The sequence below is a fragment of the Treponema denticola genome, from assembly GCF_024181645.1.
Classification (GTDB): Bacteria; Spirochaetota; Spirochaetia; order Treponematales; family Treponemataceae; genus Treponema_B; species Treponema_B denticola_A.
The window spans coordinates 534,970-548,528 of sequence record NZ_CP058624.1 but is presented as its reverse complement, the minus strand read 5'-3'; the positions used below and the strand labels follow the sequence as shown (position 1 = coordinate 548,528).

Annotated in this window: 15 protein-coding genes; 3 read left to right on the top strand and 12 right to left on the bottom strand. The window is 40.0% G+C overall.

Annotated features, from left to right (window positions below; translation table 11 throughout):
• Nucleotides 1-80 precede the first annotated feature (80 nt).
• The 3 genes from HO345_RS02585 to HO345_RS02575 all read left to right on the top strand — a co-directional run bounded on the left by HO345_RS02585 (nucleotide 81) and on the right by HO345_RS02575 (nucleotide 2,510).
• A complete protein-coding gene (locus tag HO345_RS02585) occupies nucleotides 81-1,877 on the top strand; it encodes a tetratricopeptide repeat protein (protein ID WP_366796500.1) in 1,797 nt (598 codons plus the stop codon).
• A 61-nt stretch (nucleotides 1,878-1,938) separates the two neighbouring features.
• The gene (rd, locus tag HO345_RS02580) at nucleotides 1,939-2,097 is read left to right on the top strand and encodes a rubredoxin (protein ID WP_002670545.1); all 159 of its coding nucleotides are present in this window, start codon (nucleotides 1,939-1,941) and stop codon (nucleotides 2,095-2,097) included.
• Nucleotides 2,098-2,225: 128 nt separating this feature from the next.
• Nucleotides 2,226-2,510, top strand: coding sequence for a hypothetical protein (locus HO345_RS02575; RefSeq protein ID WP_002677523.1), 285 nt, complete (start codon nucleotides 2,226-2,228; stop codon nucleotides 2,508-2,510).
• 98 nt (nucleotides 2,511-2,608) lie between these two features.
• Here the strand turns inward: HO345_RS02575 and HO345_RS02570 are convergent, their stop codons facing one another.
• The 12 genes from HO345_RS02570 to HO345_RS02515 all read right to left on the bottom strand — a co-directional run bounded on the left by HO345_RS02570 (nucleotide 2,609) and on the right by HO345_RS02515 (nucleotide 13,537).
• Entirely contained in the window at nucleotides 2,609-3,292 is a 684-nt protein-coding gene (locus HO345_RS02570) for a P-loop NTPase family protein (RefSeq protein ID WP_253683684.1), read from the bottom strand.
• 12 nt (nucleotides 3,293-3,304) lie between these two features.
• Nucleotides 3,305-5,392 (bottom strand): elongation factor G, encoded by a 2,088-nt coding sequence (fusA, locus tag HO345_RS02565; protein WP_253683683.1) that lies wholly within the window; start codon nucleotides 5,390-5,392, stop codon nucleotides 3,305-3,307.
• A gap of 230 nt (nucleotides 5,393-5,622) precedes the next feature.
• Nucleotides 5,623-6,093 carry a 30S ribosomal protein S7 gene (gene rpsG / locus HO345_RS02560; protein ID WP_002670537.1) on the bottom strand — a complete coding sequence of 157 codons (471 nt, stop codon included), beginning with the start codon at nucleotides 6,091-6,093 and terminating at the stop codon, nucleotides 5,623-5,625.
• A 10-nt stretch (nucleotides 6,094-6,103) separates the two neighbouring features.
• Nucleotides 6,104-6,478: a 30S ribosomal protein S12 gene (rpsL, locus tag HO345_RS02555; protein WP_002670535.1), complete on the bottom strand. Its 375-nt coding sequence runs from the start codon at nucleotides 6,476-6,478 to the stop codon at nucleotides 6,104-6,106.
• Between the two features lie 101 nt (nucleotides 6,479-6,579).
• A complete protein-coding gene (locus tag HO345_RS02550) occupies nucleotides 6,580-6,942 on the bottom strand; it encodes a nitrous oxide-stimulated promoter family protein (RefSeq protein ID WP_253683682.1) in 363 nt (120 codons plus the stop codon).
• Nucleotides 6,917-7,336, bottom strand: coding sequence for a YbaN family protein (locus HO345_RS02545; RefSeq protein ID WP_253683681.1), 420 nt, complete (start codon nucleotides 7,334-7,336; stop codon nucleotides 6,917-6,919). The genes HO345_RS02550 and HO345_RS02545 overlap by 26 nt, the downstream gene beginning before the upstream one ends.
• A 123-nt stretch (nucleotides 7,337-7,459) precedes the next feature.
• On the bottom strand, nucleotides 7,460-8,533 hold the full coding sequence (locus tag HO345_RS02540; protein ID WP_253683680.1) for an LptF/LptG family permease: 1,074 nt from the start codon (nucleotides 8,531-8,533) through the stop codon (nucleotides 7,460-7,462).
• On the bottom strand, nucleotides 8,530-9,663 hold the full coding sequence (locus tag HO345_RS02535) for an LptF/LptG family permease (RefSeq protein WP_253683679.1): 1,134 nt from the start codon (nucleotides 9,661-9,663) through the stop codon (nucleotides 8,530-8,532). Before HO345_RS02535 ends, HO345_RS02540 begins: the two co-directional genes overlap by 4 nt.
• 18 nt (nucleotides 9,664-9,681) lie before the next feature.
• Entirely contained in the window at nucleotides 9,682-10,116 is a 435-nt protein-coding gene (gene dut / locus HO345_RS02530; RefSeq protein WP_002670520.1) for a dUTP diphosphatase, read from the bottom strand.
• 71 nt (nucleotides 10,117-10,187) lie between these two features.
• Complete coding sequence (pnp, locus tag HO345_RS02525) at nucleotides 10,188-12,284, bottom strand: polyribonucleotide nucleotidyltransferase (RefSeq protein ID WP_253684579.1); 2,097 nt, start codon at nucleotides 12,282-12,284, stop codon at nucleotides 10,188-10,190.
• A 116-nt stretch (nucleotides 12,285-12,400) separates the two neighbouring features.
• Nucleotides 12,401-12,670, bottom strand: coding sequence for a 30S ribosomal protein S15 (gene rpsO / locus HO345_RS02520; protein ID WP_010695363.1), 270 nt, complete (start codon nucleotides 12,668-12,670; stop codon nucleotides 12,401-12,403).
• Between the two features lie 3 nt (nucleotides 12,671-12,673).
• Complete coding sequence (locus HO345_RS02515) at nucleotides 12,674-13,537, bottom strand: FAD synthetase family protein (protein WP_010695361.1); 864 nt, start codon at nucleotides 13,535-13,537, stop codon at nucleotides 12,674-12,676.
• Nucleotides 13,538-13,559 lie beyond the last annotated feature (22 nt).

Genomic DNA, 13,559 nt, shown 5'->3' with positions numbered 1-13,559 from the left:
GAAAAAATTGCAATGAAAATTCTTAATTAAGATTTCAAAAAGATATTGGCAACATTATTAAAATATATTATAATATAAGAGTGAGCTTTTACGTAAAGAATTTTGCAGTCAAATATCGTTATCTCCTCATTTTTGCAGTCATAATGTGCTGTCTGCCTTTTTTTTCTTGTGTAAGCACAAAAAAAGCAGTTGCAGAGGATAAGCCCATAAGTTCCATAGAGCAAAATGGAGCAGGTTTAAAACCTATAGGCGAAGGCACAATTCTTTCTCTGCCCGGAAAGGATGAACTCGCCGAAAAAAAGCTCGATTCAACCCTTGCCTCTCTCATAGAAAAAGGCTCCCCTGCGAGCCTAAAAGAGGCGGTTCTTTTTATTCAAAATGACAGCAAGGGCCTCACAAACGAAAATAAACTTTACCTAAAAGTAATTGCAGATATAATGTATCTTGTATATCCTTTAGAAACAAATGGAGTCAAACCGCCCGCCTATACCGAAGATGATCCTTATTTACAGGCTCTAAAAGAGGTAAAATCCGGATTATATCCTGTTTCAACAAAAAAAGACGGTTTTTTAGGCCTTATAATTCCTACATTGGTTTTAGCCAATGATGATTTTTCAGGCACAACGCTTGCACAATACTCCGAGGATATAGAATCAAGACTTACGGAGGCTCAAAAGCTAAGGCCTCAGTCCGTTCTGCCCTATTATCTTTTAGGTCTTTATAAGGAAAAAAACAATAAATTGACCGAAGCCGTTAGCCTATATCAAAAAGCTTGGCAGCTTGATTCTTCTTGCTATCCTGCCGGTTTTAAATACGGGCACTTTGCTGCAGAATCGGGTAACGGAACTGAAGCCTTAAAAATAGCCGATACACTAAACAGCATCTATAATGACAATACTGAAGTTAAACTCTTATATGCTCAAGCCCATATAGCAAAAAATGATTTAAACAAGGCTTCGGAGAACATTGTATCGGTTCTAAAAAAAGAGCCTGAAAACATCTCTGCCCTCCTTTTACGGATAAGAATATTGATAGAACAAAAAGAGTACCTAAAGGCAAACTCCCTTTTGGATGCCTATTCAACCAAAAACAAAACTGCAAAAAACTATCTTCTATACAGAGCCCGTGTAACAAAAGAATGGAATAAAAATCTGATTCGGGCATCCGAATTTTTAACCGAAGCTTATAAATACTACCCTGAAGATTTTAATGTTCTTTTAGCCTGTGCAGAGATTTGCTTTGAAGCTTCAACCAAAATAGACAATAAACCGGCTGACTTTTTTATCCGCAAGGTCTTGGACGCTTATCCAAAAAATACGGCAGCCTTAGCCCTATTGGTAAAAAATGATATAAATAACGGAAAATGGGCACAGGCAGTAGAATCTGCTGAAGACTTAGCCGCGAAATACCCCAGCGAGGCAAACAAAGAACTTCTATTAACCTCTTACCTTGGTGCAGGTCAAACATCAAAGGCCCTCAGCCTTGCAAAGCAGCTTTATGCAAATACAAAAAATCCTTCAAACTCCTTTATAAATCTCTATATGAAAGCTTTATATGCCGGAAAGGATTATCAAACCGTAAAGCAGGTAATAAATCAAAAAATGAAGGGAGCCGATTCGCAGCTTAAATCGATTTTGTATTACTATAATGCAAAATTAGAACAAGGGAATTCGGGTGAATATTTAAATTTTCTACAATCAAGCCTCTTGTCAAACCCGCGAAACAAAGACTCCCTTTTTGCTATGTATGAATGGTATTTAAAAACTAAAGATTATAAAAAAGCAAAATATTATCTCGGTCAAGTATTGGCTTTAGATCCTTCAAATAAAAACCTCGTCAATTTATCGGAAAACCTGGATAAATTACTTGCCGATTAGCAAAAAAAAGTGTATTATATGAAACATAGAGTGATCTATCACATCATTTAAGGAGTATGCTATGGATAAATATGTATGCGATTTGTGCGGATATGTGTATGATCCGGCCTTAGGCGATCCCGACGGCGGAATTGCTCCCGGAACCGCATTTGAAGATATACCTGATGATTGGGTATGCCCCCTTTGCGGAGTAGGAAAAGAAAGCTTTACAAAGGTGTGATGCTTTAAGGTATTAAAAACGGAGCCGGCTTTTCAAACAAGGCCGGCTTTATTCGTGCGGAGGGTTTAATACCCCGACGCTTGCGTCGAGGTTGTTGATTTATAAAAAAGTTTAATTTTGGAGAGGTTATGGAAATCAAAGATTTTATAAACACAATAGGTTATGACGGAAATTCTGCCATAGTAGATAAGGCAAGACTATCAAAAAATTCAAATAAAAATCTTGACCAACTTTTAGAAGCCGGAGCTTTTAGGGCTGCCGCAGCCTATGCCGTTTATACCGAATCCGATGAGGACCTTCAAAAGGTGGCTGATGAATATAATAAAATTTCCCATTCAAATTACAAAAAAGAACAAATCAAGAGACTTTTCGGAGTCTCTAAGGTAGAAGTAAAAAAGAAATTAGTTTGGTAGGACTATGCTTTTTCTACTTAATCTTTATAATCAACTATAGAATAAAAAAGCCGTGAAAGGCACAACCATTCACGGCTTTTTTATAATAGTCTTACGGATTATTTTTCGCTTAAAAGCATGGTTTTAGCATCAAAAGAAGAGCCGGTATCGGAAGCCCCGTTTCCGTGTTCTTTTAAGGCCTTAATCCTTACAAAATCCCCGTCATTTTCAAGATAAAGAAGTACATCAATCTCATCAACATATTTCTTTAAACTTTCATCGATTTCAAACGAAGTAACATCCGCAGCAGCCGTATACCAAACGGCAACCCCCATTTCCTTGGCAAAAGCCTTCATTTCCTTCATTGCTTCGGGCAGGGCTTTGGCAAAGTTAAAGTCGTCAATCATAACTACCGACGGCTTTGAGCCTCCTTCGGACAAGGCCCTGATTGTCTTTAAAATCTGAGTAGTTCTAACAGTATCTTGGTTAAAGTTTAATACAATCCTCTTTGAAAAAGCCTGAGCCTTTATTTCCTGAGCATTGCCGAGGTTCTTTTTCTTTGCCAGCTCGTTAAACATATCGTTATACCAAGTTATGGCATAGTCTACATGTTGACTAAACGATATATGAACAACAGGTTTGTCCTGTAAGAGTTTATCCAAACCGAACTGAACCAAAATAGATGTTTTTCCCACACCTTTTTTTGATGTAACAACACCTACCTCACCTGCTGCCAAGCCGCCGCCGAGAGCTTTTTCAAGTTTTCTCATCGGGCTTTTTTCAATCAAATCTTCTTTAAGCATTACAGAGCCTCCTTATTTTTTTTCTGCAAGCCGTTTAGCTTCGTATTCTTTTATCAGTTCTTCCGAAATACTTGCCGGAGCCTTGCCGTATTTGGCAAATTCCATAGAGTATTCAGCCTTTCCCTGTGTTGAAGAACGCAGAATGGTAGAAAAACCGAACATTTCGCTTAACGGAACTTCGGCATCTACACGGGTAAAGTTGTCGTCTTCCGTTGATGAAACAATAATTCCGCGTCTTTGATTTATAAGACCGAAGATATTACCTTGGAATTCCTGAGGTCCTTCGATAGAAACCTTCATAATGGGCTCAAGGATTGCAGGTTTTGCAGCCTTGTAAGCCTCACGGAAAGCTCCGATTGCAGCAGCTTGGAAAGCCATATCCGAGGAGTCTACAGGGTGGGACTGCCCGTCATTTATAGTAACCTTAGTTCCGACAATCGGGAATCCGATGAGGGTTCCCCTCTTGATAGCTTCTTTAAAGCCCTTATCGCAAGAAGGAATAAATTCCGAAGGAATTGCTCCTCCCTTTATCTGATTGTCAAACTCATAATCTTGCTCGGTGCAAGGCTCGATAAATCCTGCAACACGGCCGAACTGACCGGAACCGCCTGTCTGCTTTTTGTGAGTATAGTTAAAGTCTGCCCTTTGGGTAATAGCTTCTCTGTAAGCAACCTGAGGCATACCTGTTTCAACATCACACTTATACTCCCTCTTCATTCGCTCAATATAAACTTCCAAGTGGAGCTCGCCCATACCCTGAATAATGGTCTGGTTCGATTCCTTGTCTACATAGCTTCTGAAAGTCGGGTCTTCTTTTGTAAAGCGGTTAAGAGCCTTGGACATTTGATCGGCAGCCTGCTTATCTTTCGGTGTAAGCGAAAGAGAAATAACGGGATCCGGAACATACATGGAGCTCATTGCATAGTTTAAGTTACCTCCGCAGAATGTATCTCCCGAAGCACAGTCAATACCGAAAAGAGCTACAATGTCGCCGGGACCTCCTTCGTTAATATCTTCCATAGTTGCAGAGTTCATTCGAACCAAGCGGCCTACCTTAAACTTTTTTCTGGATCGAGTATTAAAGAGCTCTTCGCCTTTCTTTAAAGTTCCCTGATAAACTCGTACGTAGGTAAGCTGTCCGTATTTTCCGTCTTCAAGCTTAAAGCCTAATGCAACTACGGGAGCATTTTCATCAGTACCGAGCACGATGGGTTTTTCATTTTCATCGAGATTTAAAGCCGTATTTTCGATTTCTGTCGGATCGGGGAGATAATAACCTACTGCATCCAAAAGAGGCTGGATTCCCTTATTTTTATAAGCCGAGCCGAGGAAGACGGGAACAAACTGCTCTGCAAGGGTTCCCTTTCTGACGGCAGCTCTTATCATTTCTTCGGTTTCGGCACCTTCCAAAAAGGCTTCTGCCAATTCATCTGAGAACATGGTAGCGGCATCAATCATTTCTTCCCTGTATTTTTGGGCATCGGCTAAAAGATGCTGAGGGATTTCGGCCATGCGGATTTGGGTACCGTTTTCGCCTTCAAAATACATAGCCTTCATTGTAACAAGGTCTACAACACCTTCAAGCTTATCTTCCAAACCTATGGGAATCTGCATCATATAAGCATTGAGACCTAGTTTTTCCCTAAGCTGCATTCTAACTTTAAACGGGTTAGCTCCCGTTCTGTCGCACTTATTTACAAACGCAATTCGGGGAACATGGTAGCGTTTTAACTGTCTGTCAACAGTGATAGACTGGGACTGAACACCTCCAACAGAACAAAGAACCAAGATAGCTCCGTCCAAAACGCGCAAAGAACGTTCAACTTCGATTGTGAAGTCTACGTGCCCGGGAGTGTCAATTACGTTAACCGTATAATCCTTCCATTTAACCTGAGTTGAAGCCGACTGAATCGTGATACCGCGTTCCTTTTCAAGCTCCATATTATCCATCGTAGCACCCACACCGTCCTTTCCGCGGACCTCGTGTAAAGCATGAATTCTATCACAATAAAAAAGAATTCGTTCTGAAAGAGTAGTTTTACCGGAGTCAATGTGAGCACTAATACCGATATTTCTCATCTTAGAAATATCATTACCCATAATCAATACCTCATCTTTATAGATTTTTAGAAGCAAACTACCTAGTTTCTCCTAAATGATTTTATAAAACCGAAAAGTCTTCAATACTTTTCAAAATATAAGACATTCGAGTATAATAAAAAAAACAATAATATACAAGGGGGTCGATTAAAAATATACATCCGTGTATATTTTTAATCTTCATGGCGGATATAAAAAAAGGGAGTCAGTATTCTGAACTCCCCTCTGAACTACCACCTGAAGTGTGCAAAAGCTTTGTTTGCTTCGGCCATTCTGTGAACTTCTTCCTTCTTTTTGAAGGCTGTTCCGGTGTTGTTGTATGCATCGATCAGCTCTGAAGCCAATCTTTCGGACATTTCATGACCGCTTCGCTTTCTGGCAGCGCCGATAATCCAGCGCATAGCCAAGGCTTCTCGCCTTCCCTCCGGAATGTCCATAGGAACCTGATAAGTGGCACCTCCGACTCGGCGGGATTTTACTTCAACAACAGGTTTTACGTTGTCCAAGGCCTTTGAAAAAACGGCCAATGGTTCTTCGCCGGTTTTTTCTTTAATCTTATCAAAAGAATCGTACATGATTTTTGTAGTAATGCTCTTTTTCCCTGAAAGCATCATTCTTCCGATAAAGCGGGTAACTACCACGCTATTGTACTTGCTGTCGGGAGCAACAGGGCGTCTTGCAGTAATTTTTCCTCTACCCATTTTTTACTCCTTAAGCCTTGGGCCTCTTGGCTCCGTACTTGGAGCGGCCTCGTTTTCTGTCTTCTACACCGAGAGCGTCTTTAGTACCGCGTATAATATGATAGCGTACACCCGGGAGGTCCTTAACACGTCCGCCTCTTACGAGAACAACAGAGTGTTCCTGCAAGTTGTGGCCGATACCGGGAATATAAGCGGTTACTTCGATTCCGTTACTTAAACGGATACGGGCAACCTTTCTTAAGGCCGAGTTCGGTTTTTTAGGCGTAATCGTCTTAACGCTGGTGCAAACACCGCGCTTTTGGGGGCAAGACTGCAAAGCAGGACTCTTTGTCTTAACTGCAGCAGATTTGCGTCCCTTTTTTATCAATTGATTAATTGTAGGCATAAGCCTTATCTCCTTAATTTATCCGCCAGCACTACGGAATATCAGAAAGCATAGTATAACATAAATTTTAAAAAAAAGTCAATGCCGTAAAAAGGCGTATTTTAATTAAATCTCCCCGGAGGCTTCGGAGGATGTTTTTTTGCATAAATTGTCTTAAAAAGGTGTTTTAAACTTAAAATGGGACGTTTAAATAAAAGTCTCGGTCCTGCATATCTCATTACCTTTCTTATTTTTTCACGCATATCGCTTTTATAGCAATGCACAGGACAGACATTGCAAAAAGGCTTTTTTTCATCATTTCTGCGATAAATGCAGGTTTCAATCCTCTTTGATGCATATAAAAAAAGCTCATCAAGCTCATCATCACTCATTTCTCTTCCTTCAAAAGAGCGGTACATATCTATCATAATAGCAATGAGCTTTTTTTCTTGTTCTTTTTTATCTTTGTTCAACACAGCCTGCATCTGCTTTTATTGCCGATTTTTCATCATCCGGAAGAGTTTTTATCTTAAAGATAAATACATAATATTTAGCCAAAAATATACAGGCTATTAAGATTCGGGCATATAGTTTAGCCGAAAAATAAAAAGCGGCTGCAAGCATGATTGAGGCAAAGGAAAGTATGATAAGCTTGTTTTTTAAAGTCATACCTTTTTTTTCGTAAAAGCTTTGAATGTATTTTTTATGAAAAGATGAGCTCATAAACCATCGTTCTAGTCTTTCCGAGCCCTTAGCAAAGCATACGACTGTTACAATAAAAAAAGGTGTTGTCGGTAAAATAGGCATAATGATACCTATAATTCCAAGACCCAGACAAATAAAGCCCAACACAATCCAAAAAATATTTATTATCTTCATAATCCTCTCACCTCTAGTTAGTCGTAATTTACGTTATTTTTTAATTTTTATCAAGTAATTAGATTTTAAGGTCCTTGCGGGCATCTTTTAAAAACTTTGTTAGATTTTTAGAAATGTCCGGCCCTAAGTCCGCGATTTTTTTAGTAAATAAACGCTTAAAATCGAGAATATAAAAATTGGAGTCCAAGCACCTGCAAGGGGCGAGATGTATTCCCATTTGGCACTGAGCATCGTAACCATTTCGGTAACATAGAAAAGAGTTGCTATTCCTAAACTGAATAAGATACTCATCAGCAGGATATTCTTTTTAAATTTACCGCCTAAAGAAATCGAAAAAAACAAGACTATAAAAATCGTAAACGGAAACGAAAAGCGCCTGTGATATTTTGAAAGAGCCTCATAATATGGAAGGCCGTTCTTTTTTAGAGCAGCAATAAATTCTTTTGCTTCCGAAATTCTCATTTCATCGACCGAGCTTAGATTTTTTTGAAAATTGGCCGGAGGCTCTGCAAGAATTATATTATCGGGAATATTGTTCAAATAGCTCACAATATTTTTTTCATCAAATCGGTAAACTTCAGCACTGTCAGCAATCCAACGGTCTTCATTCCATACCATATGAGAGCTTTTAATAACCAACGACAAATTCCCACCGTCGTCACGGATTATTACATAGGCATTTGAAAGAGTTTGATCTTCTGCATTAAAATAATCGGCCGTGTACACAATTTTTCCAAGTTCGGATAAAATTACCAAGTCCTGAGTATCCAAACTTTCTTCTTCTTGCAAAAGTCTTTTTGAAAGCTGCGTTTTTTCATAAAAATATTTTATAACCACATTGTCTTCAAAAAAAATCATTCCTACAGAAAAACAGAGCCCCAAAACCAAAAGAGGAAGAGTAAAACGGGCAAGAGATATTCCCGCCGAAAATATCGATGTAAGTTCATTTTGTGCATATAAATTTCCCATTGTATATGAGCCGGCAAAAAGAATGGCCAAGGGCACGGAATAAGCAATACATTTAGGAATGTATAGCCACATAACTTTTATAATATCTTTAAACTGTGCTCCGTTTTGAAGATAGGCAACTACGTTGGCAAATAAGTCTCCCAACTGCAAAAGCAAGACAAAAAAAAGCATTGCTACAACGAAGGTTGGTATAAAAAGTTTAAGCAAGTATCTTTGAAGCAGCTTCATTTTAACAACCTCTTTATTGCAATCACAGCCGTACAGATTACCAATAAAACATTCGGAAACCACATTACAAGAGCTCCGTTTATATTTAGGTCCGATTCAAGGCAGAGCATTTGCCCGCCTATTAAAAATGCCCAATAAGCAACTGAAATTAAAAGCCCCACTATAAAGCCCGTACTCTGATCATAGGTCTTGCCGGCACGGCTTATAGCAAAAGCCAACAATACAAAAAAGAAAGCACCGAAAGGAACCGAAAATTTACGGTGAAGTTCCATAATATAGATATTCAAAAGACGCGGACTTGTATCACCGGCTTCCTTTTTTTGCTTTATATCTTTTATTAGATCATACGAAGTCATCTTGTCGGGGCCTGCACTCGAAATAAACTTAGGGGCAACATCCTTTGCAAGAACATTGTAGGTTATACTTTCCCCATAGACGGCATCAAATTTAGATCTATTGTTTAAATCCAAATTTAAAAGACGGGGATTGAGCATTTCAAGCTGCATAATAATCGATCTGTCATTGGATTTTTTTACATCGGTTTTAGATGAAGATAAAAATCTTTTTGCCCCCCTCTGACTTGAATCGATTATTAAAAGATCATGGATCGAATTATCCTTTATCAAACCTGAAACAACTATCGAATTTTCATTACGCTTAACCGAATAAGACTCAAGCTCAAGGGCAGGAGTCGAAGAAGCAATATTATAAAGCACCTCATTAAATTTTATCGTCCCGCGCGGAATCAAAATATCGTTTGTTATAAACGAACCTACCGAAACAAAAACTCCGAGAGCAAAAACCGGAATCAAAATAAAGGAGGTCGAAATTCCTAAGGCATTCATCGAAATAAATTCATGGTCTGCCGAAAAGCGGCCCAAACACATGAGGGTTCCGATCAAGGCTGCATAAGGAGCTGTTGTAGCTATTATAAACGGAAGAGAATAAAACAAGAGCAATAAAACATCTCTTGTGGGAGCTTTTTTAGATAGAATTTCTTCCGCCATTAAAAGAATTTGATTTACAAAAAAAATAAAAAAGAAAAACAAAAAAGAAACTATAAAATATAAAAGGAGTTCTTTAAAAACATATACAAAAATTGTTTTATGATTAAATGATAGGCCTCTCATAAGCAGTGCTCTTTTTAATCATGCTATTCCCGTAGAACCGTAGCCTCCTGCACCGCGTTCGGTATTGGATAATTCATCCTTTTGAACAAAATCAGCCTGGATAGCTTGGGCAATAACGGCTTGGGCGATACGGTCTCCGTTTTCTATTTTAAAGTCTTCATTTCCGAGATTTATTAAAAGAACGGCGAGTTCTCCGCGGTAGTCCGAATCTACAGTGCCGGGAGTGTTTAAGACGGTAATGCCGTGTTTTAGGGCAAGCCCCGATCGGGGACGCACTTGAAGCTCAATTCCCTTAGGTAATTCGACTGAAAGGCCTGTAGGAATTAAGCATCTTTGCATGGGTTTTAAGATAATGGGTTCTTCAATAAGGGCCCGCAAATCCGCTCCGGCAGATCCGCTCGTTTTGTATTCCGGTAAAAGAGCACCTTCTTTTAACTTTGTAAAAACTTCCATTTACAATCTCCTAAAATCACCATGCGCAAAATTTAAAAGCATGGGCCGAACAATCGGCTCCATGCTCCTTTTTATTTGGAACGCTCTTCAAGAGCATCGACATAAGAAAGGTTTAGCCTTCCGAGTTTATCGATTTCCAAAAGTTTAACGGGTATTTCCTGTCCTTCTTTAAGCACATCCGAAACCTTTTCGACTCTGGAGCGTGAAAGTTTTGAAATATGGCAAAGGCCTTCTTTTCCGGGAAGGATTTCGACAAAGGCACCGAAGTCCATAATCTTTTTTACGGTTCCGTCATAGACCATTCCGACTTCGGGATCGCTTGTGATGCCCTTAACAATCAGCTTTGCACCTTTAATGTCAGAAGTTCCGTCCTTGCCGTAAATGGTTACGGTACCATCGTTTTCGGTATTAATTGTTACATTATACTTATCCGAAATAGCTTTTACATTCTTTCCGCCCGGGCCGATTAGGGCACCGATCTTGTCTTCGGGTATTGTCATCATCTCAACCCTTGGAGCATATTGGGAAAGTTCCGCATTGGGAGCGGAAATACACTGATTCATTATGCCGAGGATATGCATTCTTCCTTCTTTGGCCTGTGCAAGGGCATTTTTCATAATTTCAGGCGAAACACCTGCAATCTTTATGTCCATCTGGAAGCCTGTAATTCCGTCGGCCGTACCTGCAACCTTAAAGTCCATATCGCCTAAGTGATCTTCTTCTCCAAGAATGTCGGAAAGAATAGCGTAACGGTCATTTCCTTCGGTGATAAGCCCCATGGCAATACCTGCAACAGGCTTTTTCATGGGAACGCCCGCATGAAGCATAGAAAGGGTTCCCGAACATACGGTAGCCATCGAAGAAGAACCGTTCGATTCCAAGACCTCCGAAACAACACGGACCGTATAGGGGAATTTTTCCCTTTCGGGAACCATCGGATAAAGGGAGCGGTGTGCAAGGTTTCCGTGCCCGATTTCCCTTCGGCCTGTTCCGAGTCTTCCGACCTCTCCTACAGAGAATGGCGGAAAGTTATAGTGAAGAATAAAGTTTTCTCTTCTGTCGCCTTCGATGTCATCATATATCTGTTCGTCAAAGACCGTTCCTATAGTTACAACACCCAAGGACTGGGTTTCGCCTCGTGTAAAGACAGCCGAACCGTGGGGACGGGGAAGAACTCCGATTTCGCAAGTTATGGGACGAATGTCCTTAGTGCCTCTTCCGTCAACCCGCAAACCCTTGTCCAAGATATTGGTTCTTAAAATATTATACTCCATCTCTTCAAAGAGGGCATTAAAAAGTTTAAGCTGAATTTCGTCTTCAAGCTGTTCTGCATATTTTTCGGCCAATTCTTTTTTTACCTTGTCCGATTCTTCGCGGCGTTCCATCTTTGTTGAAAGATAGAGGGTTTTGCTTAAACGAGGGAAGGCTTCGTCATAAATTGCCTGCTTATTTTCAAGCTCGGCTTCAAGGGGAACGAGGGGAAGTTTTTCTTTTCCGGCAAGTTCGCGTAAATCTTCCTGCATCTTGCAAAGAGCCTTGATCATTTCATGGGCTTTTTCCAAGGCTGTGAGCATTACCTCTTCGGAAACCTCGTTAGCACCGCCTTCGACCATCGTAATGCCCTCTTTTGTTCCGGCAACTACAATTTCCATATCGGCCGTTTCAATTTGACTAAAGGTCGGGTTTATAATGTATTCGCCGTTTTTATAGGCGACACGGGCCGCTGCAACGGGGCCGTCAAAGGGTATATCCGAAATATGAACGGCTGCAGAGCTTGCGATGACTGCAAGGATGTCGGGCGGGTTTATCATATCCGTTGAAATACATGTAGGAACCAACTGAATTTCCCGTCCGAATTCTTTGTTAAACAAGGGGCGCATGGGCCTATCTATAAGACGGGAAACAAGGATTTCCTTATCCTTTGGTCTACCCTCTCTTTTTATAAAGCCTCCGGGGATTTTTCCGGCTGCATAATATTTTTCGTTATAATCAACCGTTAGGGGGACATAGTCTAAACCTTCCTGAGCCTGTCCCGATGCACAGATTGTAGCTAAAATTGCGGAACCGGCATATTCCGCATAAATAGAACCGTTGGCCTGTTTTGCCAAATAACCGGTTTCTAAAATTAAATCATGTTCGCCGATTTTATAAGTTACTCTTTTTCTCATCATTTTTTCTCTTTGAAAATCTCTTTTTTAAAATTACATCAATTTTAAAACTCAATAAATAAAGATAAAGGCGCAAGGACAAGAATTCAGAGTTCCTGTCCCTGCACCTTATCAAACTACTTTCTAAGGTTAAGTTCTTTAAGAATAGTTCTATAACCTTCAATGTCTGTTCTGCGGTAGTATTTAAGCAAACTGCGTCTATGACCTACCATGCTGATCAAACCTCTTCGGCTGCCTGCATCTTTAGGATGTGCCTTGCAGTGATTTGTCAACTGGTTAATTTTTTCGGTCAATAAGGCAATCTGCACCTTTACATCGCCTGTGTCTTTTTCGCTTGCACCGAATTTTTTTACAATCGATGCTTTTTGTTCTTTAGTAACTGCCATTACTTACTCCTTACAAATAAATTCTATAGTGTCAAAATTATTAAGGTCTTTTAGCTCAAAACCTTTTGAATCCTTTTCAGGAAAACACAAGAACAGCCCCTCGTCATTTATAAGGCAATGAGCTTCTTGTTCTTGTCTGTCTGTTTTTTGAACCAAGACCCTATACTTCCCGCTTTGCGGAAGAATCTGCGATATATATGCTTTGGGAGCAAAAATGCTGTTTTTGTCCTTTACCTCCCACGGCAAACTTACGAAATCAAATAAAAAAGGATAACCCAAAAGTTCTTTTGCAAGGGAAAAATCCCCTAAACTTACAGCTTCCCTGATAGCACTGGAGCTAATCTTAAGGGAGCCTCGATTTACGGGATCGATGGAATCAAAGCAAAAGCCTTTCTGAGGGGCGATTTCTTTTAAATCGTCAACCCCCAATCCTCGGCGATATCCGCATAAAAAATCGCTGCCTACAGCCAAATACTTCATACGGATAGTCTTTATAAGAATATCAAAGAACGCAGTTCCTTCTATTTTAGCAAAACTTGCGGAAAAGTCAATAAGTACAATGAAATGAAAACCTAATTCCTGAAACTTTTTTAATCTTAGCCTGAGCGATGAAACATCGCCCGAATAAGCCTTATTCTTTACTGCTGCCGGCGAGCGGAAAAAAGTAACAAGCCCCGGAACAAGGGCATTTTCGGCTGCATAGTTTAAAACCTTCCGTAAAAGCTTATCATGGCCTTTATGGGGGCCGTCAAAACCGCCCACACTAATCGCTGTTTCTTTTCCTTCGGGGAAAAAATCCGAACCCGTCAAAACAGACTGAGCTGCTTCAACCAGAGCCTCCCACGAAATTATCTTAAAATCATCCATTACTACAGAGCGGATTATATCT